Origin of the sequence: Methylobacillus arboreus (genome assembly GCF_020532725.1) — a bacterium.
Lineage (GTDB): Bacteria > Pseudomonadota > Gammaproteobacteria > Burkholderiales > Methylophilaceae > Methylobacillus > Methylobacillus arboreus.
On the sequence record NZ_JAJAVC010000004.1, the window covers coordinates 210168 to 232747 of the forward strand.

Here is a 22580-nt window from a genome sequence, read left to right on the forward strand (position 1 = left end):
GGCCGCGCCTGTATCACAGCTCGGCCTTTTTATTTTTTAGATAGTAGATTATCTATTTTAAGCCTAGCCTGAAGCGCACCATGCCGGGCCGGTTTTCCACAAGAGCCAGCTGATAGCCTGCCTGTTGTGCCTGGCGGCCGGCCTGGTACAAGCCGATTCCCAGCCCGCCTTCCGAGCGGATGCGTTTGCGGAACAGGTTGGCGGCTATTTCTTCCGGCATAGCACTGCCGCTGTCCGTGACTTCTGCAAACACTTCATTGCCTGCCGCCAGCTTTGCGCTGATGTTGATTTCCGGCTCATGCCGGGCCTTGGCAAGCGCGTTTTGCAGCAGGTTGTCCATCACGCTGTCCCATACTTCGCTGTCAACCTTCAGTTCAGGGTCTTCAGCGATTGCCTCGCTGAAGCTGACGCGGGTATCGGTGTAGCGCTGTTGCAGGTTGTCCCACCATTCCAGCAGGGGCAGCATGCGTCTGTTCTCGTTACGGGGCGCTCCCAGCTTGTCCAGGGTTAGTGCCAAGCGCTGGTTGAGCAGGGGGAGCTGCTTGCGGATCAGGGCAACCAGCCTTTCATTATCGGCGTCGCTCGCCTGCTCTGCCGCGCTGCACAAGGCACTCATGGATTGCACGATGTTCTTCATGTCATGCGTCAGGCGCGCGCCGGTTTCATAGATTGCCTGCATGTAGGTGTTTTGTAGCAAGGCTTCCTCGCGGCGCTTGGCTTCATGGAATTCGCCCAGAATTTGCGTTAGCAGCTTGAGGTGTATGGTCAATGCAGGCGTCAGCGGCCAGCGGCTGTATAGCTTGAGGTAAAAATCATGAAACTCAAGTTCGGCATGGTAAGGCGCCTGGGTGCCGAATTCACCCTGGTCATCCTCGGTCTCCCATTTGCCGCCGGCCACCCAGGGCAGGGTTTCCACTTCGCCCATGGCCGCCTGCATGAACTCCCTGGCGCTGGTCTCGCGCTCGGCAAGCTCGGCAATATTCTTGATCCAGCGTTCAAACGGCAATCCGACGCTCAGGAGGTAACGCGATAGCAACTGGCCGATGCCGCTGAAACCGGCGCGCGGATTCCACAGCCAGCTTGCCAGCAACAGCGTGGCGGCCAGGCCGAATATTACCCATATCACGACTTCTGCATAGTCGGCTTCGCTGGTGCGGGAGATGGTGAAAATGCTCAGCACCAGCGTGACGGACAGCAGGAACAGCAACAATGTATAGAAAAAATCCAGGATAGGCGCATGCTGGTGGGTTTCCTGCTTTACGCGCAGGAACAGGATGGCCAGCGGCAGGATAGGCAGGAGATACAGCATGAGGAATTCCGCCACGATCAATGCGGCACTGGCATCGAGCAAATGGGGAATCACCCAGAGCAGCAATACGGACAGCAAATAAGTGGCTGCGAGCAAATAGCTGAGACGCGAGGTGCGGGCCGTGGTCGAGAAGATGCGCCCACCCAGCAGGCCGAACAAGGCAGACATCCAGATAGCAAGCAGCCACCAACTGACGAACCATGCCAGCAATATACCGCCCGCAGCAAACAGCAGCATGGACCGCGGGGAAAGCTTTTCCTGGGTTTGCCAGATAGGCTGCCAGATCAGGAATAGGCCGTAATGGCAAAGCAGCAGGCTTTTTTGCAGCGGGTCATCGAAGCCCCAAAGCAGGACGCCGTGAAAGCTCAATAACATCAGCCCCAGCATCCATTGCTGCAAGGTGGAAGCGCTGGGGCGGTAAGCGGTGGTACGGCTGCTCAGGCTGGCCATGAAATCCTGTGATCTTTTAGTCGTAAGTGTCGTAATTCTGTCACTGTAGACGAAATCTCAACACTTCGCTGAATTTTCGTCTATGGCGATATTAGCCGGGATTCCCATGAAATCTCGCGCCAGTCTTGCATTCGGCGCCTGTTGCAAACTATTTTCGTTTGGCATGAGAGTTGCATGTTTCATACCACCCTATTGTTTTTGGAAGTGCGGCTGCCGCATCTTCCGCGCAAGGATAACATATGAAAAAAACATCTGGCTTTACGCTGATCGAGCTGGCGATAGTTCTCGTGATTATCGGCTTGTTGCTGGGCGGTGTGCTCAAGGGTCAGGAGTTGATTAATAGTGCCAAGGTAAAAAGCTTGGCATCTGATTTTAAGAATGTGCAAGTCTACGTATATGGATACCAAGATAAATTCCGGGCGCTTCCTGGAGATGATGCTGCTGTTGTTGCACATTTAGGTGTTGATGCTACAAGAGCAGCGGGTACAGGTGCTACAAGTACTGTTGGTAATGGAGTGATTAATGGTGCTTGGGATTCTAATACAGTTGGAGATGAGTCAATTCTTTTTTGGCAGCATGTGAGACTTGCTGGTTTCGCTCCAGGACCGACAATAATTGGGGATGATGCTGCTGCGTTCGTACCGAAAAATGCTGAAGGTGGTCGAATTGGTATCCAAAGTATTCCTGGCTCTAGTAATTTGCCGACGCCTGCATTAAATGGAGGGTATGCTATTTGTTCTGCTGGTATTTTAGGGAAGTTTGCAAAACAAATTGATTTGACTTTGGATGACGGTGAAACTAGTACTGGCTCTGTAAGGGCGTATCAAACAAATACAGGGGCGTGGGTTACGTCTTTAGTCGCGGAGCCATCAATTTCGGATTCTGGTCTTTATAATGTATGTATGGCTTTTTAAAGTCATACACGTAAATTCTAAAAGCCCGCATTTGCGGGCTTTTACTTTTCCAATGTTATGAACTAAAGCGCTTTTGCATTAAAATACCCGGCTAATCAAAAAAGTAGCGATCATGAGCGACAATATCGTCGAAATCGACAATCTATCTTTTGGCTACAAGACGCGCTTGCTGCACAAGGGCATTAACATGCAATTCCCGCGCGGCAAGGTAGTGGCCATCATGGGCGGCAGCGGCAGCGGCAAGACCACGCTTTTGCGCCTGATCGGCGGACAGTTGAAGCCTTCGGGCGGCGAAGTGCGTGTTGCCGGGCAGGTGGTGCACAAGCAGGACCGCAAGGGTTTGCAGAAGCTGCGCCGCAAGATGGGCATGCTGTTCCAGCAAGGCGCGCTGTTCACTGATCTTTCCGTATATGAGAACGTGGCGTTTCCCATCCGCGAGCATACCGACCTGCCGGAATCCATGATCCGCGACCTGGTGATGATGAAGCTCAATGCCGTGGGTTTGCGCGGTGCGCGCGACCTCAAGGCAACCGAACTTTCCGGCGGCATGGCACGGCGTGTTGCGTTGGCGCGTGCCGTGGCGCTCGACCCGGCCATTATCATGTATGACGAGCCGTTTGCCGGGCTGGACCCGATTTCGATGGCGGTGATCTGCAACCTGATCCGCAAGCTCAATGACGCGCTGGGCGCGACTTCCATCATCGTGACGCATGACGTGCAGGAAGTTTTTGCGTTTGCCGATTATGTGTATTTTGTCGCGGATGGCGTTGTGGCGGCAGAAGGAGCGCCGGAGGACCTGCGCAAATCCGAACTTCCGTTTGTTCATCAGTTTGTGCATGGTGAGGTGGATGGTCCGGTGCCGTTCCACTATAGAGCGCCTGACTATAGGCAGGATATCTTGAGGAGCGCGAATGTTTAGTGCTGTAGCAAGCGTGCTGAGTGGAATCGGCCACCGCGTGATTGATAGCTTGTGGCGTTTTGGTGCCAGCATTCGCTTTTTCTTTTATGTGCTGATTTATTCCGGCGAGAGTTTCCGCAGGCTACACCTGACCATACGCGAGATTTATTTCACTGGCGTGTTGTCCTTGATCATTATCCTGGTATCGGCGTTCTTTGTCGGCATGGTGCTGGCGTTGCAGGGCTACAACACCTTGCAGCGTTATGGCTCTTCCGAGGCTATTGGCGTGCTGGTGGCCTTGTCGTTGGTGCGTGAGCTGGGGCCTGTGGTGACGGCGCTGCTGTTCGCCGGTCGCGCAGGGACTGCCATTACGGCGGAAATCGGCCTCATGCGGGCAACCGAGCAGTTGTCTGCCATGGAAATGATGGCGGTGAGCCCGGTCGCGCGCGTGGTTGCGCCACGTTTCTGGGCTGGCGTATTCTCCATGCCTTTGCTGGCGGCATTGTTCTCGATGGTGGGCGTGCTGGGTGGCTATTTGGTGGCTGTGCCGCTGATCGGTGTCGATGCGGGCGCGTTCTGGTCGCAGATGCAGGCCAGCGTGGATTTCCGTGAAGATATTGTCAATGGGGTGATCAAGAGCGTGGTGTTTGGCGTTGCCTGCACCATGATTGCCTTGTTTGAAGGGTTCGACGCGCCGCCCACTGCTGAAGGTGTGAGCCGCGCAACAACCCGTACCGTGGTGAATTCATCATTGGCGGTGCTGGGTCTTGATTTTGTAATGACTTCGTTCATGATTGTTGCGTAAGCGCAACACACTGGAGAAAAGATGGAACGTACAACAATTGATCTATGGGTCGGTGTTTTTGTAGCGGCAGGGGCTGCTGCACTGTTTGGTTTGGCTTTGAAAGTGGGCAATTTCAACAGTGCCACCCTGGGTGAAACCTACAGTGTGACGGGCGCTTTCGAGAATGTCGGCAGTCTCAAGCCACGCGCGCCAGTCAAGAGCGCAGGAGTGGTTGTGGGACGTGTCGATAACATCAAGTTCGATCCCGAGAGCTATGAAGCATTAGTGACAGTCAAGGTGGACAAGCGTTATCCTTTCCCCAAGGATACATTTGCCAATATCTACACTGCCGGCTTGCTGGGTGAACAATATATTGGCCTGGAAGCTGGCGGCGACGACAAGATGCTGCAGGACGGCGACAAGTTTAGCAAGACGCAGGATGCTGTGGTGCTTGAAAAGATGATCGGCCAGTTCCTGTATAGCAAGGCATCTGAGTCAGGTGATGATAAGTCTAACGATATTAAAGAGGCGGAATAGGCATGCAAAATATGATGAAGTGGATGGCCGCACTGGCTTTTGTTGGCTGTGCGGGTCTGGCAATGGCAGAAGTGGCGCCTGACGCATTGGTGAAGAGCACTGCCGAAGATGTGCTGGCTGTCGTTAAGCAGGACAAGGACATTCAGGCGGGTAATCAGAACAAGATTTTCGCCCTCGCAGAAGAAAAGATCCTGCCTAATTTCAATTTTGACCGCGTATCGCGCCTGGTGCTGGGCAAGGCCTGGGGCAAGGCGTCTACTGAACAGAAACAGGCTTTCCAGGAGCAATTCCGCAGCTTGCTGCTGCGTACTTATGCCACAGCGCTTTCCAAGTACCGCAACCAGACCATTGAATACAAGCCTTTCCGTGCGCAACCTGGTGAAACCGATGTCAAGGTGAAAACCCAGATTTTGCAGCCGGGCGGTCAGCCTGTGGCGGTGGATTACAGCCTGGAAAAGAGTGGCGAAAGCTGGAAGGTATACGACATCACCATCGAAGGCGTGAGCCTGGTGACCAACTACCGTGGTCAGTTTAGCAACGAGATTCGCCAGAACGGCCTGGATAGCCTGATCCAGAAGCTGGCTGCCAAGAATCAGGAATCCAGCAAATAAGCATAAAGAGTATCCACTTGGCACAAATCCAACAACAAGGAAACCGCTGGCTGGTAAGCGGTGACATCACCGTCAATCAGGTTGACAGCCTGTTGGCCGAAAGCAAGGCACTGCCGATGTCGGCAGCGCTGGAGATTGACCTTGCCCAGGTGGCTGAGGTCGATACTGTGGCGCTGAGCCTGATTTTCGAATGGACACGCCAGGCCCAGGCGGCCAAGGCTGATATCAACATCGTTCATCTGCCAGCCAATCTTTCCAGCTTGGCTACCCTGTATGGGGTGCTTGAGCTGATTCCCCAATCCAGCCATTGAGTTTTGGGGCCTTGGCCCCAGCTAGTCATCCATGATTCCCGCGATCAATATCCAGCAGGTGCACAAGCGTTTTGGCAATTTACACGCGCTGAAAGGCATAGACTTGTCCATCGAGCAGGGCGAGTTTTTTGCCTTGCTTGGGCCGAATGGCGCGGGCAAGTCCACCCTGATCAACCTGTTGGCAGGGTTGTCGCGCCCAACCAGTGGCAGCTTGCAGGTGATGGGCTTCGATGTCTATACGCAATATGCCGAGGCGCGGCGCGCATTGGGCGTGGTGCCGCAGGAGCTGGTGTTCGATCCATTCTTCAATGTGCGTGAAATGCTGCGTTTCCAGGCTGGGTATTTCGGCCGCGGTCGCGAGAACGATGCCTGGGTGGATGAGATTATCGAGTCGCTGGGCCTGGCGGATAAGGCGCATACCAATATGCGCCGCCTCTCAGGTGGCATGAAGCGTCGCGCGTTGATCGCGCAGGCACTTGCGCACAAGCCTCCCGTGATCGTACTCGACGAGCCGACCGCCGGTGTGGACGTCGAGTTGCGCCAGGCCATGTGGCAATTCATTCGCAGGCTCAATGGCGAAGGCCATACCATTATTCTCACTACGCATTACCTGGAAGAAGCGGAAACCCTGTGCAACCGCATTGCCATGATGAAGCAGGGCGAGATTGTGGCGCTGGATAGCACGCGTAATCTTTTGAATCGCTTGCCGGGCAAGCGTTTGCGTTTGAAATTGTCGGGTGCTTTGCCTGCTGCGCTAGTGCCCTTGCTGCGTGAAGAACAGGATGGCGACTGTATTCTGGCGATTGCTGATGTCACCCAGCTTGAATCCATCCTGGCGGAACTGCGTTTGGCAGGCGTGGCCGTAGAGGATATGCAATTGACGGAAGCCGACCTTGAGGATGTCTTCGTGGAGCTCGTGAGCTGATGGCGGACTTCATCAGCCACAATCTGCGCGGCCCATGGACCTTGTTCAAGAAGGAATTACTGCGTTTCTGGCGCGTGAGTTTCCAGACCGTGGCAGCGCCTATCATCACGGCATTGCTGTATTTGCTGATCTTTTCCCATGTGCTGGAAGACCGCGTGCAGGTATATCCCGGCGTGGGCTATACCGCGTTCCTGATTCCCGGCCTCATCATGATGTCGCTGTTGCAGAATGCCTTTGCCAATAGCTCATCCAGCCTGATTCAGTCCAAGGTCATGGGCAGCCTGATCTTCATATTGTTGACGCCCATATCCTACCTGGGGGTCTACCTGGCATTTCTTGCTGCCTCGATCCTTCGCGGGATGGTAGTGGGCCTGGGTATCTACCTGGTGACCATCATCTTTATTGACCTGCCGGTGGAGCATCCCGGCTGGATATTGATCTTTGCCTTGCTTGGCAGCGGCCTGATGGGCACCTTTGGCATCATCGCCGGTATCTGGGCCGAGAAGTTCGACCAGATGGCGGCATTCCAGAATTTTGTCATCATGCCGCTTTCATTCCTCTCGGGCGTGTTTTACTCCATTCACTCGCTGCCACCGTTCTGGCAGAAGGTGTCGCATCTCAACCCGTTTTTCTACATGATAGACGGCTTCCGCTACGGTTTTTTCGGTACCGGCGATATTTCGCCTTTTATCAGCCTGGGCGTTGTTGCAGGGTGCTTTTTTGCCCTATCATTGATTACTTTACAGATGCTGAAATCCGGCTACAAATTGCGAGGCTGAACCGTGTTAAGTGCAGAAGCATTGAAAAACTATATTACCCAGGGACTGACCTGTGAGCATGTGCAGGTACTGGGTGACGACGGCCAGCATTTCGAGGCTGTGATCGTGAGCCCGTTGTTTGTGGGCAAGAACATGGTGCAGCAGCATCAACTGGTCTACCAGGCTTTGGGCGGGCGCATGCATGAAGAGATTCACGCCTTGTCCATGCGCACTTTCACGCCGGAAGCCTGGGCCAGACTCAATGCCACGCTCTGATGGCAATTTAATTTCAAGGAAAAATATGGATACGCAAGAACTGATCAAGAGCCAGGTCACTAGCAACCCGGTGGTGCTTTACATGAAGGGCAGCCCGAAGTTTCCGCAATGCGGCTTCTCCGGTCTGGCAGTCCAGATTCTGCAGGCATGTGGCCTGAAGGACTTTGCCGCCATTGATGTGCTGGCAGATCCTGCTATCCGCGAGGGCATCAAGGTTTACGCCAACTGGCCGACCATTCCCCAACTCTATATCAAGGGCGAGTTTATCGGCGGTGCGGACATCATGCGCGACCTTTACCAGCAAGGTGAATTGCAGAATCTGTTGCAGGAAGCCCAGGCCTGAAAACGTGGATAAGTTAGTCATCCAGGGGGGCGTCCCTTTAAACGGTGAAATATCTGTTTCCGGTGCCAAGAATGCCGCTTTGCCCATTCTCTGTGCGAGCCTGCTGACTGCCGAGCCGTTGACGCTGGGTAATGTGCCGCAGCTGCATGATATTGCCACCATGCGCAAACTGCTGGTGCACATGGGCGTCAAGATCGAGCAGTTGGATAATAATCAAATCAGCCTGGATGCCAGCGATATTCATACTTGCGAAGCACCTTATGACATGGTGAAAACCATGCGGGCATCCATCCTGGTGCTGGGGCCTTTGCTTGCCCGCTTCGGCCATGTGCGCGTTTCATTGCCAGGCGGCTGTGCCATCGGTTCGCGCCCGGTTGATTTGCATATCAAGGGGTTGCAGGCGATGGGTGCCGATATCCGTATTGAGCATGGCTATATCGAGGCCAAGGCTGACAGGCTCAAGGGTGCGCGCATCTTCATGGATATTGTCACCGTGACCGGTACGGAAAACCTCATGATGGCCGCTGCATTGGCAGAAGGCACAACTGTGCTGGAAAATGCCGCCAAGGAGCCCGAGGTGGTTGACCTTGCGGAATGCCTGGTCAAGATGGGCGCCAAGATCGAGGGCGTGGGCACGGACGTGATTACTGTCACGGGTGTCGCCAATCTGCATACAGCCAGTCATGATGTCGTATGTGATCGTATTGAGGCGGGCACTTACATGGTGGCAGCGGCGATGACCGGTGGCGAGGTGAAGCTCAAGCGTGCGCGTGCCGACCTGCTGGATGCCGTGATTGATAAACTGCGCGAAAGCGGTGCTGTCGTGGAACACGATAGCGACAGCATTACGGTCAGGAGCGAAGGTGTGTTGCAGCGCCAGGGTGCATTGCGGTCTGTGAGTGTTCGCACTGCGCCGCATCCGGCTTTTCCTACGGATATGCAGGCACAATTCATGGCCTTGAATACGGTGGCCGATGCGGTGGCAACTGTGACCGAGACAATTTTCGAGAACCGTTTCATGCATGTGCAGGAAATGCAGCGCCTTGGCGCCAGCATTGAGGTTGAAGGCAATACTGCCATCATACGCGGGCGCGAGTTTCTTGAAGGTGCCACCGTCATGGCAACGGACTTGCGCGCTTCGGCCAGTTTGGTGCTGGCTGCGCTGGTGGCGCGTGGCGAGACGGTGATCGAGCGTATTTACCACCTTGATCGTGGCTATGAGCGGCTGGAAGAAAAACTGAGCCAGCTTGGCGCACGAATCCAACGGATAAAATAAAGTCCCAGCGGGTCAAATGAGCCGGCCAAATAAGTAAAAGGGAAGCTGCCTGCAACATCGGTAGTCCCTGATTGAACAACCAAGAAAGACAGCAATGATTACTATCGCCCTTTCCAAGGGACGTATTTTTGAAGAGACCGTGCCGCTGCTGGCAGCAGCAGGGATTACTGCGCTGGAAGACCCGGAGGCTTCGCGCAAGCTGATCCTGCCGACCAATCGCCCGGATGTGCGACTGATCATCGTGCGTGCGACCGATGTGCCGACTTATGTGCAGTACGGTGCCGCCGACCTCGGCATTGCTGGCAAGGATGTGCTGAATGAGCATGGCGGCGATGGCCTGTACCAGCCGCTGGACTTGCAGATCGCCCGTTGCCACATGATGGTGGCGGTACGCGAGGACTTTGACTATTTTGGATCCATCCGTCGTGGCGCGCGCCTCAAGGTGGTCACCAAGTACGTCAAGACTGCACGCGAGCATTTTGCCGCCAAGGGCATGCATGTTGATTTGATCAAGCTCTACGGCTCCATGGAGCTGGGGCCGCTGGTAGGCCTCGCGGATGCGATCGTGGACCTGGTGAGTACCGGCGGCACTTTGCGCGCCAACAACCTCAAGGCGGTGGAAGAAGTAACTGACATCAGCTCGCGACTGGTGGTGAACCAAGCTTCACTCAAGCTCAAGCGCGATGCCCTGCAGCCCATCATGGATGCATTTGCCCAGGCCGTAGCGGCCAAACAATAACTCAGGTTTAAATCATGAATATCAGACGTTTTTCTACAAGTGACGCGAGCTTTGATCAGGACCTGAAAGCCCTGCTTGCATTCGAGACTGCGCAAGACGACCAGATAGACAGCGTGGTTGCCGATATACTGCGTAATGTCAAAACCCGCGGCGACGCTGCCGTGCTGGAATATACCCAGCGTTTTGACCGGCTGGATTCACAATCTGCGCAATCCCTGGCACAGCTCGAAATCGGCAAGGCGGAATTGCAGGCTGCCCTGGATGGCCTGCCAGCGGAGCAACGCGATGCCTTGCAGCAAGCAGCACAGCGCGTGCGCGATTACCATGAGAAGCAACTGATGGCTTCCTGGACCTATACCGAGGAAGATGGCACCCTGCTCGGGCAGCAGGTGACGGCGCTGGACCGCGTCGGCCTCTATGTGCCCGGCGGCAAGGCGGCATATCCCTCCTCAGTGCTCATGAACGCTATTCCCGCCAAGGCGGCAGGCGTGCAGGAACTTATCATGGTGGTGCCGACCCCGGGCGGCGAGAGGAACCAGCTTGTGCTTGCCGCGGCCGCCGTGTGCGCTGTTGACCGCGTATTCTGTATCGGTGGTGCGCAGGCAGTCGGCGCATTGGCTTATGGCACCGAGACCGTGCCGCAGGTGGACAAGATTGTCGGTCCAGGCAATGCCTATGTGGCCGCCGCCAAGCGCCGTGTGTTCGGCGTAGTGGGTATTGACATGGTGGCGGGTCCTTCGGAGATTCTGGTGATCTGCGACGGCAAGACCAACCCGGACTGGGTGGCAATGGACCTGTTCTCCCAGGCCGAGCATGACGAGCTGGCGCAAGCCATTCTGCTGTCGCCGGATGCTGCGTTCCTTGACGCGGTGCAGGCGAGCATAGTGCGCTTGGTGGAGGAAATGCCGCGCAAGGAAATTATCCGCACTTCATTGCAGAATCGCGGCGCGTTGATCAAGGTCGAGGACCTGGAGCAGGCCGCGGAAATCGCCAATTATATTGCGCCGGAACACCTGGAATTGTCGGTGGATGACCCGTTGGCCTACAGCAAGAAAATCCGCCATGCGGGAGCAATATTCATGGGCCGCGATACCTGCGAGGCATTGGGTGATTACTGTGCAGGCCCTAACCACGTGCTGCCGACCTCGCGTACTGCACGCTTTTCATCTCCGTTGGGTGTCTATGATTTCCAGAAGCGTTCCAGCCTGATCATGGTATCCAGTGCAGGTGCGCAAAAGCTGGGCCGGATTGCTTCCACGCTTGCCTATGGTGAGGGCTTGCAGGCTCATGCGCGCTCTGCCGAGTTTCGGCTGAAAGGTTGACCTTGAGCAAGTTCTGGAGCGCCATTGTGCATGAGCTGACCCCGTATGTTCCTGGGGAGCAGCCCAAGATCACTAACCTGGTCAAGCTCAATACCAACGAGAATCCCTATGGGCCGAGCCCCAAGGTGCTGGCTGCGTTGCAGGCCGAGGTGGGCGATACCCTGCGCCTGTACCCAGACCCGACTTCGGATAGGGTGTTGCAGGCGGTAGCGAAATTTTACGATGTTCCCGCAACGCATGTGTTTGTCGGCAATGGCTCGGACGAAGTGCTGGCACATGCGTTCAATGCCCTGCTCAAGCATGATGCGCCCATTCTCTTCCCGGATATTACCTATAGTTTTTACCCGGTGTATTGCGGTCTGTATGGCATTGCGTATGAAACCGTTCCGCTGGGTACCGAGTTCGAGATCAACGTCGATGACTACCTGCGTCCCAATGGCGGCATCATTTTCCCCAACCCCAATGCCCCGACCGGGCGCGGTTTGCCGTTGAGTGAGATTGAGCGCCTGCTCAAGGCAAATACCGAATCCGTGGTTGTGGTTGACGAGGCCTATGTCGATTTTGGGGCCGAGTCCGCGGTTGGACTGGTCAAGCATTATCCCAACCTGCTTGTGACGCATACCTTGTCCAAGGCCAGGTCGCTGGCGGGCCTGCGCGTAGGCTATGCGATTGGCCAGCCTCACCTGGTAGAGGCCCTTAACCGGGTCAAGGACAGTTTCAATTCCTATCCGCTGGACCGGTTTGCGATCAGCGGTGCCGTGGCGGCGATTGAAGACAAGGCGTATTTCGAGGAAACCCGCCGCAAGGTGGTCGCGACAAGAGAGGTTTTGACTGCGGAATTGGAGGCACTGGGATTTGCCGTACTGCCGTCAGCGGCCAACTTTATCTTTGCGCGTCATGCCGAGTGGTGTGGCGCCGAGCTTGCAGCCAGGCTGCGCGAGCACAGCATTATCGTGCGCCATTTCAGCAAGCCGGCACGTATCAGCGAGTTTTTACGCATTACCATAGGCACGGATGCGCAATCGCAAGCGTTGGTGCAGGCATTAAAAGAGATTTTAACCCCTTAAAACTGGTGTTTCTGGCTGTCTACGGCATTGATTTTCCAATAAATTAAGAGAATAGTGCGCCATCGCTTCCCTTAATCTGTGGAAAAAATGTATTATAGCGCGGTCAGTACATCATAATTCTGTAATTAAAGCGGAGGAAGCATCGTGGCAAAACCATTAGTTCAAATGGCATTAGACTCACTCGATTTCGATCAAACAGTAGCACTTGCTACGACTGTTGCACCACACGTTGATATTCTTGAAATTGGCACACCCTGCATCAAGTACAACGGCATCAAACTGCTGGAAACTCTGCGCGCAAAGTTCCCAAACAACAAGATCCTGGTCGACCTGAAGACCATGGATGCTGGCTTCTATGAAGCTGAACCATTCTACAAGGCTGGTGCTGACATCGTGACCGTATTGGGCACTGCAGACATCGGCACTATCAAGGGCGTAATTGACGTTGCCAACAAGTATGGCAAGAAGGCACAAGTCGACTTGATCAACGTGGTTGATAAGGCTGCTCGTACTAAGGAAGTTGCCAAGCTGGGCGCACACATCATCGGTGTTCATACTGGTCTTGACCAACAAGCCGCTGGCCAAACCCCATTTGCTGATCTGGGTCTGGTAGCTGGTTTGAACCTTGGTGTGGATATTTCCGTTGCTGGTGGTGTTAAGGCAACGACTGCCAAGCAAGTGGTTGACGCAGGCGCTACCATCGTTGTGGCCGGTGCTGCAATTTACGGCGCTGCGGATCCTGCAGCTGCTGCAGCTGAAATCAGTAATGCTGCCAAAGGCTCCCAAAGCAGTGGTGGCCTGTTCGGCTGGCTGAAGAAGCTGTTCAGCTAATTGACGTTTTTGCGGCATCCTTGTGGGTGCCGACATTAGCCCATCTGGAAACCGCTGCAAGACTGTGTTGACTGTTTTGCAGCGGTTTTGATTTTGTTTCTCAAGATTTGAATGATTGCCATGCGTAACGCTGAAGTGAGCCGTAATACTTTAGAGACCAAGATTGCCGTTGCCATCAACCTTGATGGCACTGGCGTATCCAGACTGAACAGCGGGGTCGGCTTTTTCGATCACATGCTGGACCAGATTGCGCGCCATGGCATGATGGACATCAATGTCGAATGCCAGGGCGACCTGCATATTGACGCGCACCATACCGTGGAGGATGTGGGGATCGCCTTGGGTCAGGCATTCAGCAAGGCCTTGGGTGACAAGAAAGGCATACGCCGTTATGCGCATGCCTATGTGCCGCTCGATGAAGCATTATCACGTGTGGTGCTGGATATTTCCGGCCGTCCGGGATTGGAATTCGATGTGGAATTTACCCGTGCCAGGATCGGCGAATTTGACGTGGACCTGGTGCGGGAATTCTTCCAGGGCTTTGTCAACCATGCCGCTATCACACTGCACATAGACAACCTGCGCGGCAAAAATGCTCACCACCAGGCGGAGACGATTTTCAAGGCTTTTGGCCGTGCGCTTCGTGCCGCGGTTGAACTCGACCCCCGTATGGTGGGTATAATGCCTTCAACTAAAGGCAGTTTATAGACGTTTCCGGGTTTCCTACCGTTCTACCATGATAGATATAGCCGTTGTTGATTATGGCATGGGCAATTTGCGCTCCGTGTCCAAGGCCTTGGAGCATGTCGCTCCCAACCAGACCGTGATCGTCACCAGCGACCCGGAGCAGATTGCTGCTGCCGGTCGCGTGGTCTTTCCTGGCCAGGGTGCCATGCCTGACTGTGTGCGAGAACTTGATGCCAGGGGCCTGCGCGAGGCTGTGATTGCCGCCGCGGCAGAAAAGCCGTTCCTGGGCATATGCATTGGCCTGCAACTGCTGTTTGAGCACAGTGAAGAGGGCAATGCTGCAGGCCTGGGTATCTTGAAAGGCCAGGTCAGGCGTTTTGCCGCAGCAGATATGCATGATGAGGCCGGAGCCAAGCTCAAGGTGCCGCACATGGGCTGGAACCAGGTGTACCAGAGCCAGGCGCATCCCTTATGGCAAGGCATTGAGGATGGCGAACGTTTTTATTATGTGCACAGCTATTATGTGTCGCCCGGGGATGCCGGCCTGGATGCCGGCTATAGCGAATATCCCAAGCGTTTTACCAGCTGTATTGCGCGCGGTAATTTGTTTGCCGCCCAGTTTCACCCGGAAAAAAGCCAACATGCCGGGCTTAAGCTTCTTTCAAACTTCGTCCAGTGGGACGGGTGTTTTAATCGTTAAATCTTAAAATATCATGCTGATTATTCCTGCTATCGACCTGAAAGATGGTCATTGTGTTCGTTTGAAACAGGGCTTGATGGAAGATGCCACAGTCTTTTCTGAAGATCCGGGCGCCATGGCGCGGCATTGGGTTGACCAGGGCGGCAAGCGCTTGCATCTGGTGGATCTTAACGGTGCTTTTGCAGGCAAGCCTGTCAATGAGGATGCCATCAAGGCAATCGTCAAGGCGGTGGGCAACGACATTCCCATCCAGCTTGGCGGCGGCATTCGCGACCTCGATACGATCGAGCGTTACCTGGATAATGGCATCAGCTATGTGATCGTAGGCACGGCTGCGGTGAAAAGCCCGGGTTTCCTGCATGAAGCCTGCTATGCCTTCCCTGGGCAGATCATCGTTGGCCTGGATGCCAAGGATGGCAAGGTGGCGGTTGACGGCTGGTCAAAATTGACCGGGCATGATGTCATCGACCTGGCCAAGAAGTTCGAGGACTATGGCGTAGAGGCCGTGGTGTATACCGATATCGGCCGTGATGGCATGCTGACGGGCGTCAATATTGAAGCAACTGTGGCATTGGCCCAGGCGCTGACTATTCCGGTGATTGCCAGTGGTGGCGTAACCAACCTTGACGATGTGCGGCGTCTTGTCGAAGTGGAAAGCGAAGGCGTGATTGGTGCCATTACCGGGCGCGCTATTTATGAAGGTACGCTGAATTTTGCCGAGGCGCAGGCACTTGCGGATGAGTTGAGCCAAGTATGAGCCTAGCCAAGCGCATTATTCCCTGCCTCGATGTAACCGATGGCCGCGTAGTAAAAGGGGTTAACTTCCTTGAACTGCGTGATGCCGGGGATCCGGTGGAAATTGCGCGCCGATATGACGAGCAGGGCGCTGATGAGTTGACGTTTCTTGATATCACTGCCAGTTCCGATAACCGCGGCCTGATTCTCGGTATCATCGAGCAGGTGGCCTCGCAGGTATTTATTCCGCTGACGGTAGGCGGTGGCGTGCGTGCGGTGGAAGATGTGCGCCGCCTGCTCAATGCGGGTGCCGACAAGGTCAGTATCAATACTGCAGCGGTGACTAACCCGCAACTGGTCGCAGATGCCGCCTCGCGCTTCGGCTCGCAGTGCATCGTGGTGGCGATTGATGCCAAACAGGTGGGGGATAGTTGGGAAATCTTTACGCATGGCGGACGCAAGCCCACTGGCCTGAATGCGGTGGAATGGGCGCGCAAGATGGTGGAGTTGGGTGCGGGCGAATTGTTGGTGACGAGCATGGATAGAGACGGCACCAAAATAGGGTTCAATTTGCCGCTTAACCGCGCGATCAGCGAAGCGGTGGATGTGCCCATCATTGCTTCTGGCGGTGTTGGAAACCTGGTTCACCTAGTTGAAGGCGTGAAGGAAGGCGGTGCGGATGCAGTGTTGGCCGCGAGCATTTTCCATTATGGTGAATATACGGTACGCGAGGCCAAGGAATATATGCGCGAGCACGGGATAGAGGTACGCTTGTGAGCGCGTCATGGCTGGATAAGGTAAGCTGGACTGCAGACGGCCTGGTACCGGTGATTGCGCAGGAGGTTGGCAGCAACAAGGTGTTGATGTTCGCCTGGATGAATCACGAAGCTTTGCGCCTGACGGCTGAAACCGGCCAGGCTGTTTATTGGTCGCGCTCACGTAACCGTCTCTGGCACAAGGGTGAAGAGTCGGGCCATGTGCAAAAGGTGCACGAGATCAGGCTTGATTGCGATGAGGATGTGATACTCATTTTGGTTGAGCAGGTTGGCGGCATAGCCTGTCACACTGGCCGGCATAATTGTTTTTTCCAGAAACTGGAGCAGGACAGTTGGGTGATTGACCAGGCTGTTGTTAAGAATCCCGAGGATATTTATCACCATGAGTGACGTGCTGAATAGGCTGGCCGAATTGCTGGAGCAGCGCAAGAGCGCAGATCCGCAATCCTCTTATGTTGCCAAGCTGTATGCAAAGGGCACGGATGCCATACTGAAGAAGGTGGGCGAGGAAGCGGCTGAAACGATTATTGCCGCCAAGGATGGTGATGCGGAGAAGATTGTCTATGAAACCGCGGATCTCTGGTTTCATTGCCTGGTGATGCTGGCAAATGCCGGGCTGGGCCCGGAACATGTGCTCAACGAACTGGCCAGGCGTGAAGGCTTGTCGGGCATTGAAGAAAAAGCTTCCCGTCCGGCCGACTGATCAAGTTCGGCTGACGCAACACGTAATCCCTTTTATGGCATGAGGAAAAGGAATATCTTATGAGTTCTGACTGCATTTTTTGTAAGATAGTATCCAATGATATTCCTGCGAAGAAATTTTATGAGGATGAAGAGGTCATTGCATTTCATGACATCCGCCCGATTGCCCCGGTACACTTCTTGATAGTGCCCAAGGGGCATGTGGAAAGCCTGGCAGGCTGTGATGCTTCACATCAGGCGCTGCTCGGAAAAATATTGTTATTAGCGCCAAAGCTTGCTACCCAGCTAGGTCTGAAAGGGTTTCGCACCATGATCAATACTGGGCGTGAAGGTGGACAGGAAGTATTTCATATACACGTACATGTATTCGGTGGCGGTGAAACGCTGCCGAAGACCTGAAATATTAGGAGAGCGAACCATGGGTTCATTTAGCATCTGGCATTGGTTGATCGTACTGGCTATCGTGGTGTTGATTTTTGGCACCAAGAAGCTGCGCAATATCGGCAGCGACGTCGGTGGCGCGGTGAAGAACTTCAAGGAGGCCGTGAATGACGGCAAGTCTGCACCTGCCCTGGATGATGATGAGGCTAACGCCAACACCATCGAGAACGAAGTCAGGCAAAAAGAGAAGCAATAGAATAGAGAGAGCATATTCCATTGTTTGATATCGCCTTCTCAGAGCTGGTCGTCATCGGCATTGTTGCCTTGATTGTGATCGGCCCGGAAAAATTGCCCAAGGTTGCACGTACCGTGGGCTTGCTGGTTGGGCGCGTGCAGCGGTATGTCAATGGCGTCAAATCCGACATCAGCCGTGAGCTGCGCTTTGAAGAACTGCAGCGCTTGCAGGACGAGGTGAGACAAGGCATCAACCAAGCCGAATCTGCGGTGAACCGTGAAGTCAACCAGATCGGTGAAATCGGCAAGGAGCTGGCACAGGATGTGCGCCAGGATATTGATGCCCAGCCAAGCCCAGACCAGACATTGCAGAACAATAATATTGACGATAATAAAACTGGTAAGCCGGATTGAAGCCTTCTGACACTTTTGTATCGCACCTGATAGAGTTGCGCGATCGTTTGTTGCGTATTGTTATTGGGTTGCTATTGATCATTATCGCGTTGTTTCCATTTGCTAATGACATCTACACCTTTCTTGCCCAACCCTTGCTGAAAAGCCTGCCCGTCGGCGGTCAGATGATCGCCACCGATGTCACCACGCCTTTTTTCGTGCCCATGAAAGTGGTGATGTTGACCGCCTTCATGATCTCCCTGCCGCATACCCTCTATCAGGTCTGGGCTTTTGTTGCGCCTGGTCTGTATACGCATGAGCGTCGCTTGATAGGTCCTCTGGTGTTTGCCAGCACGCTCCTGTTTCTGTGTGGCATGGCGTTCGCCTACTTCCTGGTATTTCCCGTCGTGTTTGGCTTTATTGCCGGTACCGCGCCTAGTGGCGTGGCGGTGATGACCGATATAGGCAAATACCTGGATTTTGCCATTACATTGTTCATGGCCTTCGGCTTGGCCTTTGAGGTGCCGGTAGCCGTCGTATTGCTGGTGAGCGCGGGCGTGGTCAATGTGCAGACGCTGCGTGAAGCCAGGTCTTACGTTATTGTTGCGGCATTTGTGCTCGGTGCCATCTTCACGCCGCCGGACGTGATCTCGCAAATCATGCTGGCAGTCCCGTTATGGCTGCTGTACGAGGCGGGGATACTGGTGGCGAGCCTGATTCAGAAAAAAGCCCGGCAGCTGCATTAATACGATTTCGCCTTCAAGCGTGTAATCTAAACGTATAGCGGCGTTGAACCGCCTTGCCATATATCAGCACTGAGTGAGCCGCCCTAATTCGGCGGGTTATTCCTCTTGACGTGCAACTGCCGGCGTAGGCCGCTTGCCAATGATGATTGGCAATACAAGTTCGGTTTGATTGCGCGCAAGCTTGAGCGTGACTTTCTTCTCAGGTTTCAGGCTGGAGATCACATTGAGCATTGTCGAGCTGTCTATGACTTCGCGGCCGTCAATTTCCAGCAGAATATCACCCGGACGCAAGCCGGCCTTGTCTGCCGGGCTACCACGTACCACGCCTGCCACTAGCGAGCCACGCGCCTGTTTCAACTTGAATGACTCGGCAAGCTCAGGGGTGATGTCCTGCGCTTCGATCCCGATCCAGCCGCGAATCACGCTACCTTGGCGGATAATCTGCTCCATGACCTGTTTGACCAGGCTGACCGGGATGGCAAAGCCAATCCCCATGGAACCGCCGCTGCGGGAATAAATGGCGCTATTGATGCCTACCAGGTTGCCTTCCGTGTCGATGAGGGCGCCGCCGGAGTTGCCCGGGTTGATGGGGGCATCGGTCTGGATGAAGTTTTCAAAGGTGTTGATGCCAAGATGGTTGCGGCCAAGCGCACTGATGATGCCTTGTGTCACCGTTTGTCCAACACCAAACGGGTTGCCTATGGCCAGTACCACATCGCCCACGCTGGTATTGCCGGGTTGGGCAAATGTGATCGCAGGCAGGTTGCGAACGTTGACCTTGAGCACGGCAAGGTCTGTTTCGGGGTCAGTGCCCACTATGCGGGCAGGCAAGGTTCTGCCGTCAGGCAATGCGACTTCGATTTCATCCGCCGCTTCAATGACGTGGTGGTTGGTGAGAATCAACCCCTGGCTGTTGACGATGACGCCTGATCCCAGGCTGTTTTCACGCGGGCTTTGCTGTTCATCCAGTTGGTCGCCGAAAAAATGGCGGAATAATGGGTCATCCATAAACGGGTTGTTCATGGACTGGCTGGCATTTTTCGAAGTGAAGATATTCACTACACTAGGCATTGCCGCCTGGGCCGCATGGCGGTAAGAGCCGGGTTGCGTATGGCTTGGCTCAGTGTAAGTGGGGGCTTCATTAACAGTGGGGACCGATTTGTCGTGTAAGGGCAGTAGTTGGGGATAAAACAGCTGCACCACAAAAAGAGCGGCAAGACTGATAGTGACTGTCTGTGCAAAAATAAGCCAGAGTTTACGCATGTTCGGTTCGGCGTGGTGCGAGTCTAAATGTTGGAGAGAGTGAATGAAGCTAAAAGAACTAATTGATTATACCGGACAATTCCTTGAGGTTGACCGCTTCCGTGATTATTGCCCGAATGGCTTGCAAGTGCAGGGGCGGAGCGAGGTGGGGAAGCTGGTGAGCGGCGTTACTGCCAGCATGGCATTGCTCGATGCGGCCAAAACGGCTGGGGCGGATGCCATCCTGGTACATCACGGCTACTTCTGGCGCAACGAGTCTCCTGTCGTGACAGGAATCAAGCATGCGCGTCTCAAATTTTTATTACAACATGACATCAGCCTGCTTGCTTACCATCTACCGCTGGATGCACATCAGGCCCTTGGCAATAATGCAAGGCTGGGCCAGATCATGGGCATAGTGTTGGAAGGGTGGGCTGGTGAGCAGGGATTGATCGCGCATGGCGAACTGGAGAATGAAACTGCGCTTGGTGCTTTTGCAGATAAGCTTGGGCATCAATTGCGGCGCACGCCACAAGTGTTTGGCGATTTGGGACGCAAGGTGCGTCGCATTGCCTGGTGCAGTGGTGGCGCTCAAGGTTACTTTGAGACTGCGATCGGCCTTGGTGTTGACCTTTACATCAGCGGCGAGGTGTCTGAGCAGGTGTTTCACTTGGCGCAGGAGGCTGGCGTGGCTTATATCGCTGCGGGCCATCATGCTACCGAGCGTTATGGGGTCGAGATGCTGGGGCGACATCTTGCGGAAAGATTTGCGCTGGAGCATGAATTCATTGATATTGAGAATCCAATTTAACTATATGATTTAAAAATAAAAAACTAAGTTTATGTTCCATTTTGGTTGCGACTTCTGTAAAATCACGCGCTTGCTTTGGATCGGATCATGTTCTGTCTGGTCAAAAAGATTTCTTTACATCTGGCGAGCCGGTGGTTTTGCTGGAATTCTTGAAGTGGGATGAATAATTATGATGACCTTGTATTCGGGTACTACCTGTCCTTATAGCCATCGTTGCCGCATTGTGCTGTTCGAAAAAGGCATGGACTTCCAAGTGATAGATGTGGACATGGCGAACAAGCCAGAGGACCTGGCGGTGATTAATCCACACAACACAGTGCCTGTGCTGGTGGAGCGTGACCTGGTGCTGGAACAGGCCAATATCATCAATGAATACATCGATGAGCGGTTCCCGCATCCGCAACTGATGCCGGCTGATCCAGTGATGCGCGCCCGCGCCCGCCTGTTCCTGCATAACTTTGAGGACCAATTGTTCAGCCATATTGATGACATTGAATCCGGCAATGCCAAGGCAGCAGACAAGGCGCGTGCGACAATTCGTGACAACCTTACCCAGATTGTCCCGTTGTTCAGCCGTCAGGAATATATCCTTGGCGATGAGTTCTCCATGCTGGATGTCGCTATTGCACCATTGCTGTGGCGCTTGGGGCATTACGGTATTGAGCTTCCCAAGCAGGCAGCCCCTTTACTTAAATATGCAGAACGTATATTCTCTCGCCCGGCTTACATCGAAGCGATGACACCTTCCGAAAAGGCAATGCGTAAATAGGTGGTGATATGAGTGAAATTACCTCAACCAAGCCATACATGGTAAGAGCTATTCATGAGTGGTGCACTGATAATGGCTTGACGCCGCATTTGCTGGTTGCTGTGGATTCGCAGACGTTGGTGCCGATGGCTTATGTGAAGGATGGGCAGATAGTGCTGAACATCAATTACAGTGCTACAAAAAATTTGCAAATCGGTACAGATGCTGTTACATTCTCAGCCCGTTTCAACGGTGCATCGAATGAACTGTATGTGCCCATGAGTGCGGTGCGAGGGATTTTTGCTCGCGAGAATGGACAGGGCATGTTTTTTGAAGCGGATCCGCAAGATTCGGATCCCGATAAAAAAGATGCTGAAGGTGGTGAGGCGAATGCAGGGAATTCACCTGATGCGCCGCCGGTAGTAAAAAAACCATCGCTAAGGGTGGTTAAATAACAGGTTTGTGGTTGTGCCGGATTAGCTCAGTTGGTAGAGCAGCGCACTTGTAATGCGAAGGTCGTCAGTTCGATTCCGACATCCGGCACCATTTCTTCTGTGAATGCGTTTGACACTTCGTCAAAATATACGCATAATCCCGGGTTCTGTTTGGAGGGGTGGCCGAGTGGTTAAAGGCGACGGACTGTAAATCCGTTCTCTCAGAGTACGAAGGTTCGAATCCTTCCCCCTCCACCAGCATATAGATTTGGGGCCAGGGTGTAGATTTCTGGTTAGATGTGCGGGTGTAGCTCAGTTGGTAGAGCACTTGCCTTCCAAGCAAGATGTCGCGAGTTCGAACCTCGTCGCCCGCTCCAATGACTCAGAATTTAAGAAAAACGCCCATGTGGCTCAGTGGTAGAGCACTCCCTTGGTAAGGGAGAGGTCGCGGGTCCGATTCCCGCCATGGGCACCATTTGGTGCTTGGATATTAAACGCACTCATTAACTTGATAAAGTCGGTTAAAGGAAACGGAAATGGCAAAAGGTAAATTTGAGCGGACGAAGCCGCACGTAAACGTAGGTACGATAGGACACGTTGACCACGGCAAGACGACATTGACAGCAGCGATCACCACCGT

Annotated in this window: 31 protein-coding genes and 4 tRNA genes; 33 read left to right on the top strand and 2 right to left on the bottom strand. The window is 54.1% G+C overall.

Annotation, left to right across the window (positions count from 1 at the left end; all coding sequences use genetic code 11):
• Nucleotides 1–52 precede the first annotated feature (52 nt).
• Entirely contained in the window at nucleotides 53–1759 is a 1707-nt protein-coding gene (locus tag LG198_RS05900; protein ID WP_230342255.1) for a sensor histidine kinase, read from the bottom strand.
• A 239-nt stretch (nucleotides 1760–1998) separates the two neighbouring features.
• Between LG198_RS05900 and LG198_RS05905 the strand changes: the two genes are divergently transcribed.
• The 25 genes from LG198_RS05905 to tatC all read left to right on the top strand — a co-directional run bounded on the left by LG198_RS05905 (nucleotide 1999) and on the right by tatC (nucleotide 18705).
• Nucleotides 1999–2673, top strand: a complete 675-nt coding sequence (locus tag LG198_RS05905; protein WP_230342256.1) for a prepilin-type N-terminal cleavage/methylation domain-containing protein — start codon at nucleotides 1999–2001, stop codon at nucleotides 2671–2673.
• Nucleotides 2674–2785: 112 nt separating this feature from the next.
• On the top strand, nucleotides 2786–3592 hold the full coding sequence (locus LG198_RS05910) for an ABC transporter ATP-binding protein (RefSeq protein ID WP_230342257.1): 807 nt from the start codon (nucleotides 2786–2788) through the stop codon (nucleotides 3590–3592).
• On the top strand, nucleotides 3585–4376 hold the full coding sequence (mlaE, locus tag LG198_RS05915) for a lipid asymmetry maintenance ABC transporter permease subunit MlaE (RefSeq protein ID WP_230342258.1): 792 nt from the start codon (nucleotides 3585–3587) through the stop codon (nucleotides 4374–4376). The genes LG198_RS05910 and mlaE overlap by 8 nt, the downstream gene beginning before the upstream one ends.
• A gap of 21 nt (nucleotides 4377–4397) precedes the next feature.
• Complete coding sequence (gene mlaD, locus LG198_RS05920) at nucleotides 4398–4892, top strand: outer membrane lipid asymmetry maintenance protein MlaD (protein WP_230342259.1); 495 nt, start codon at nucleotides 4398–4400, stop codon at nucleotides 4890–4892.
• A 2-nt stretch (nucleotides 4893–4894) separates the two neighbouring features.
• Complete coding sequence (locus LG198_RS05925; protein ID WP_230342260.1) at nucleotides 4895–5503, top strand: MlaC/ttg2D family ABC transporter substrate-binding protein; 609 nt, start codon at nucleotides 4895–4897, stop codon at nucleotides 5501–5503.
• 17 nt (nucleotides 5504–5520) lie between these two features.
• Complete coding sequence (locus LG198_RS05930; RefSeq protein WP_230342261.1) at nucleotides 5521–5814, top strand: STAS domain-containing protein; 294 nt, start codon at nucleotides 5521–5523, stop codon at nucleotides 5812–5814.
• Between the two features lie 31 nt (nucleotides 5815–5845).
• Nucleotides 5846–6739: an ABC transporter ATP-binding protein gene (locus LG198_RS05935; RefSeq protein WP_230342262.1), complete on the top strand. Its 894-nt coding sequence runs from the start codon at nucleotides 5846–5848 to the stop codon at nucleotides 6737–6739.
• Nucleotides 6739–7518 carry an ABC transporter permease gene (locus tag LG198_RS05940; protein ID WP_230342263.1) on the top strand — a complete coding sequence of 260 codons (780 nt, stop codon included), beginning with the start codon at nucleotides 6739–6741 and terminating at the stop codon, nucleotides 7516–7518. Before LG198_RS05935 ends, LG198_RS05940 begins: the two co-directional genes overlap by 1 nt.
• A gap of 3 nt (nucleotides 7519–7521) precedes the next feature.
• Nucleotides 7522–7773 carry a BolA family protein gene (locus LG198_RS05945; protein ID WP_230342264.1) on the top strand — a complete coding sequence of 84 codons (252 nt, stop codon included), beginning with the start codon at nucleotides 7522–7524 and terminating at the stop codon, nucleotides 7771–7773.
• Between the two features lie 25 nt (nucleotides 7774–7798).
• Nucleotides 7799–8116, top strand: coding sequence for a Grx4 family monothiol glutaredoxin (grxD, locus tag LG198_RS05950; protein WP_230342265.1), 318 nt, complete (start codon nucleotides 7799–7801; stop codon nucleotides 8114–8116).
• Between the two features lie 4 nt (nucleotides 8117–8120).
• Nucleotides 8121–9392 carry a UDP-N-acetylglucosamine 1-carboxyvinyltransferase gene (gene murA / locus LG198_RS05955; RefSeq protein WP_230342266.1) on the top strand — a complete coding sequence of 424 codons (1272 nt, stop codon included), beginning with the start codon at nucleotides 8121–8123 and terminating at the stop codon, nucleotides 9390–9392.
• A gap of 94 nt (nucleotides 9393–9486) precedes the next feature.
• Entirely contained in the window at nucleotides 9487–10131 is a 645-nt protein-coding gene (gene hisG / locus LG198_RS05960) for an ATP phosphoribosyltransferase (protein ID WP_230342267.1), read from the top strand.
• Nucleotides 10132–10145: 14 nt separating this feature from the next.
• Nucleotides 10146–11453, top strand: a complete 1308-nt coding sequence (gene hisD, locus LG198_RS05965; RefSeq protein WP_230342268.1) for a histidinol dehydrogenase — start codon at nucleotides 10146–10148, stop codon at nucleotides 11451–11453.
• A gap of 2 nt (nucleotides 11454–11455) precedes the next feature.
• A complete protein-coding gene (hisC, locus tag LG198_RS05970; protein WP_230342269.1) occupies nucleotides 11456–12520 on the top strand; it encodes a histidinol-phosphate transaminase in 1065 nt (354 codons plus the stop codon).
• Between the two features lie 165 nt (nucleotides 12521–12685).
• A complete protein-coding gene (hxlA, locus tag LG198_RS05975; RefSeq protein WP_230342291.1) occupies nucleotides 12686–13351 on the top strand; it encodes a 3-hexulose-6-phosphate synthase in 666 nt (221 codons plus the stop codon).
• A 120-nt stretch (nucleotides 13352–13471) separates the two neighbouring features.
• A complete protein-coding gene (gene hisB, locus LG198_RS05980; protein WP_230342270.1) occupies nucleotides 13472–14059 on the top strand; it encodes an imidazoleglycerol-phosphate dehydratase HisB in 588 nt (195 codons plus the stop codon).
• Between the two features lie 28 nt (nucleotides 14060–14087).
• On the top strand, nucleotides 14088–14738 hold the full coding sequence (hisH, locus tag LG198_RS05985) for an imidazole glycerol phosphate synthase subunit HisH (protein ID WP_230342271.1): 651 nt from the start codon (nucleotides 14088–14090) through the stop codon (nucleotides 14736–14738).
• 13 nt (nucleotides 14739–14751) lie between these two features.
• The gene (gene hisA, locus LG198_RS05990; protein WP_230342272.1) at nucleotides 14752–15495 is read left to right on the top strand and encodes a 1-(5-phosphoribosyl)-5-[(5-phosphoribosylamino)methylideneamino]imidazole-4-carboxamide isomerase; all 744 of its coding nucleotides are present in this window, start codon (nucleotides 14752–14754) and stop codon (nucleotides 15493–15495) included.
• Nucleotides 15492–16250, top strand: a complete 759-nt coding sequence (gene hisF / locus LG198_RS05995; RefSeq protein WP_230342273.1) for an imidazole glycerol phosphate synthase subunit HisF — start codon at nucleotides 15492–15494, stop codon at nucleotides 16248–16250. Before hisA ends, hisF begins: the two co-directional genes overlap by 4 nt.
• Nucleotides 16247–16639 (top strand): phosphoribosyl-AMP cyclohydrolase, encoded by a 393-nt coding sequence (gene hisI, locus LG198_RS06000; protein WP_230342274.1) that lies wholly within the window; start codon nucleotides 16247–16249, stop codon nucleotides 16637–16639. The genes hisF and hisI overlap by 4 nt, the downstream gene beginning before the upstream one ends.
• On the top strand, nucleotides 16632–16952 hold the full coding sequence (locus LG198_RS06005) for a phosphoribosyl-ATP diphosphatase (RefSeq protein WP_230342275.1): 321 nt from the start codon (nucleotides 16632–16634) through the stop codon (nucleotides 16950–16952). The genes hisI and LG198_RS06005 overlap by 8 nt, the downstream gene beginning before the upstream one ends.
• A gap of 59 nt (nucleotides 16953–17011) precedes the next feature.
• Nucleotides 17012–17350, top strand: coding sequence for a histidine triad nucleotide-binding protein (locus LG198_RS06010; RefSeq protein WP_230342276.1), 339 nt, complete (start codon nucleotides 17012–17014; stop codon nucleotides 17348–17350).
• Nucleotides 17351–17369: 19 nt separating this feature from the next.
• Nucleotides 17370–17588 (top strand): Sec-independent protein translocase subunit TatA, encoded by a 219-nt coding sequence (gene tatA, locus LG198_RS06015; protein ID WP_230342277.1) that lies wholly within the window; start codon nucleotides 17370–17372, stop codon nucleotides 17586–17588.
• A 20-nt stretch (nucleotides 17589–17608) separates the two neighbouring features.
• Entirely contained in the window at nucleotides 17609–17980 is a 372-nt protein-coding gene (gene tatB / locus LG198_RS06020) for a Sec-independent protein translocase protein TatB (protein ID WP_230342278.1), read from the top strand.
• Nucleotides 17977–18705, top strand: coding sequence for a twin-arginine translocase subunit TatC (tatC, locus tag LG198_RS06025; RefSeq protein WP_230342279.1), 729 nt, complete (start codon nucleotides 17977–17979; stop codon nucleotides 18703–18705). The genes tatB and tatC overlap by 4 nt, the downstream gene beginning before the upstream one ends.
• Nucleotides 18706–18801: 96 nt before the next feature.
• Here tatC and LG198_RS06030 read toward each other — a convergent pair whose 3' ends face one another.
• Nucleotides 18802–19968, bottom strand: coding sequence for a Do family serine endopeptidase (locus LG198_RS06030; RefSeq protein ID WP_230342280.1), 1167 nt, complete (start codon nucleotides 19966–19968; stop codon nucleotides 18802–18804).
• A gap of 43 nt (nucleotides 19969–20011) precedes the next feature.
• On the opposite strand from LG198_RS06030, the gene LG198_RS06035 reads away from it, so the two are divergent.
• The 8 genes from LG198_RS06035 to LG198_RS06070 all read left to right on the top strand — a co-directional run.
• Nucleotides 20012–20758: a Nif3-like dinuclear metal center hexameric protein gene (locus LG198_RS06035; RefSeq protein WP_230342281.1), complete on the top strand. Its 747-nt coding sequence runs from the start codon at nucleotides 20012–20014 to the stop codon at nucleotides 20756–20758.
• Between the two features lie 169 nt (nucleotides 20759–20927).
• A complete protein-coding gene (locus LG198_RS06040; RefSeq protein WP_230342282.1) occupies nucleotides 20928–21527 on the top strand; it encodes a glutathione S-transferase N-terminal domain-containing protein in 600 nt (199 codons plus the stop codon).
• Nucleotides 21528–21535: 8 nt separating this feature from the next.
• Nucleotides 21536–21961 carry a ClpXP protease specificity-enhancing factor gene (locus LG198_RS06045; RefSeq protein ID WP_230342283.1) on the top strand — a complete coding sequence of 142 codons (426 nt, stop codon included), beginning with the start codon at nucleotides 21536–21538 and terminating at the stop codon, nucleotides 21959–21961.
• Nucleotides 21962–21976: 15 nt separating this feature from the next.
• A tRNA-Thr gene (locus LG198_RS06050) sits at nucleotides 21977–22052 on the top strand.
• Nucleotides 22053–22113: 61 nt separating this feature from the next.
• Nucleotides 22114–22198, top strand: a tRNA-Tyr gene (locus LG198_RS06055).
• Between the two features lie 43 nt (nucleotides 22199–22241).
• Nucleotides 22242–22317, top strand: a tRNA-Gly gene (locus LG198_RS06060).
• A gap of 23 nt (nucleotides 22318–22340) precedes the next feature.
• Nucleotides 22341–22415: transfer RNA gene (locus LG198_RS06065), tRNA-Thr, on the top strand.
• A 61-nt stretch (nucleotides 22416–22476) separates the two neighbouring features.
• A partial coding sequence (locus LG198_RS06070; protein ID WP_032127001.1) for a GTP-binding protein occupies nucleotides 22477–22580 on the top strand: 104 nt, incomplete at its 3' end.

Coding starts and splice junctions, on each gene's coding strand:
- LG198_RS05925 (WP_230342260.1), top strand. CDS start 4,895: ATGCAAAATATGATGAAGTGGATGGCCGCACTGGCTTTTGTTGGCTGT.
- LG198_RS06030 (WP_230342280.1), bottom strand. CDS start 19,968: ATGCGTAAACTCTGGCTTATTTTTGCACAGACAGTCACTATCAGTCTT.
- LG198_RS05940 (WP_230342263.1), top strand. CDS start 6,739: ATGGCGGACTTCATCAGCCACAATCTGCGCGGCCCATGGACCTTGTTC.
- LG198_RS06045 (WP_230342283.1), top strand. CDS start 21,536: ATGAGTGAAATTACCTCAACCAAGCCATACATGGTAAGAGCTATTCAT.
- LG198_RS05935 (WP_230342262.1), top strand. CDS start 5,846: ATGATTCCCGCGATCAATATCCAGCAGGTGCACAAGCGTTTTGGCAAT.
- LG198_RS06005 (WP_230342275.1), top strand. CDS start 16,632: ATGAGTGACGTGCTGAATAGGCTGGCCGAATTGCTGGAGCAGCGCAAG.
- mlaE (WP_230342258.1), top strand. CDS start 3,585: ATGTTTAGTGCTGTAGCAAGCGTGCTGAGTGGAATCGGCCACCGCGTG.
- hisH (WP_230342271.1), top strand. CDS start 14,088: ATGATAGATATAGCCGTTGTTGATTATGGCATGGGCAATTTGCGCTCC.
- LG198_RS05900 (WP_230342255.1), bottom strand. CDS start 1,759: ATGGCCAGCCTGAGCAGCCGTACCACCGCTTACCGCCCCAGCGCTTCC.
- hisD (WP_230342268.1), top strand. CDS start 10,146: ATGAATATCAGACGTTTTTCTACAAGTGACGCGAGCTTTGATCAGGAC.
- LG198_RS05910 (WP_230342257.1), top strand. CDS start 2,786: ATGAGCGACAATATCGTCGAAATCGACAATCTATCTTTTGGCTACAAG.
- LG198_RS05905 (WP_230342256.1), top strand. CDS start 1,999: ATGAAAAAAACATCTGGCTTTACGCTGATCGAGCTGGCGATAGTTCTC.
- LG198_RS06035 (WP_230342281.1), top strand. CDS start 20,012: ATGAAGCTAAAAGAACTAATTGATTATACCGGACAATTCCTTGAGGTT.
- tatA (WP_230342277.1), top strand. CDS start 17,370: ATGGGTTCATTTAGCATCTGGCATTGGTTGATCGTACTGGCTATCGTG.
- hxlA (WP_230342291.1), top strand. CDS start 12,686: ATGGCATTAGACTCACTCGATTTCGATCAAACAGTAGCACTTGCTACG.
- LG198_RS06040 (WP_230342282.1), top strand. CDS start 20,928: ATGATGACCTTGTATTCGGGTACTACCTGTCCTTATAGCCATCGTTGC.
- hisA (WP_230342272.1), top strand. CDS start 14,752: ATGCTGATTATTCCTGCTATCGACCTGAAAGATGGTCATTGTGTTCGT.
- mlaD (WP_230342259.1), top strand. CDS start 4,398: ATGGAACGTACAACAATTGATCTATGGGTCGGTGTTTTTGTAGCGGCA.
- hisG (WP_230342267.1), top strand. CDS start 9,487: ATGATTACTATCGCCCTTTCCAAGGGACGTATTTTTGAAGAGACCGTG.
- LG198_RS06010 (WP_230342276.1), top strand. CDS start 17,012: ATGAGTTCTGACTGCATTTTTTGTAAGATAGTATCCAATGATATTCCT.
- hisB (WP_230342270.1), top strand. CDS start 13,472: ATGCGTAACGCTGAAGTGAGCCGTAATACTTTAGAGACCAAGATTGCC.
- grxD (WP_230342265.1), top strand. CDS start 7,799: ATGGATACGCAAGAACTGATCAAGAGCCAGGTCACTAGCAACCCGGTG.
- hisF (WP_230342273.1), top strand. CDS start 15,492: ATGAGCCTAGCCAAGCGCATTATTCCCTGCCTCGATGTAACCGATGGC.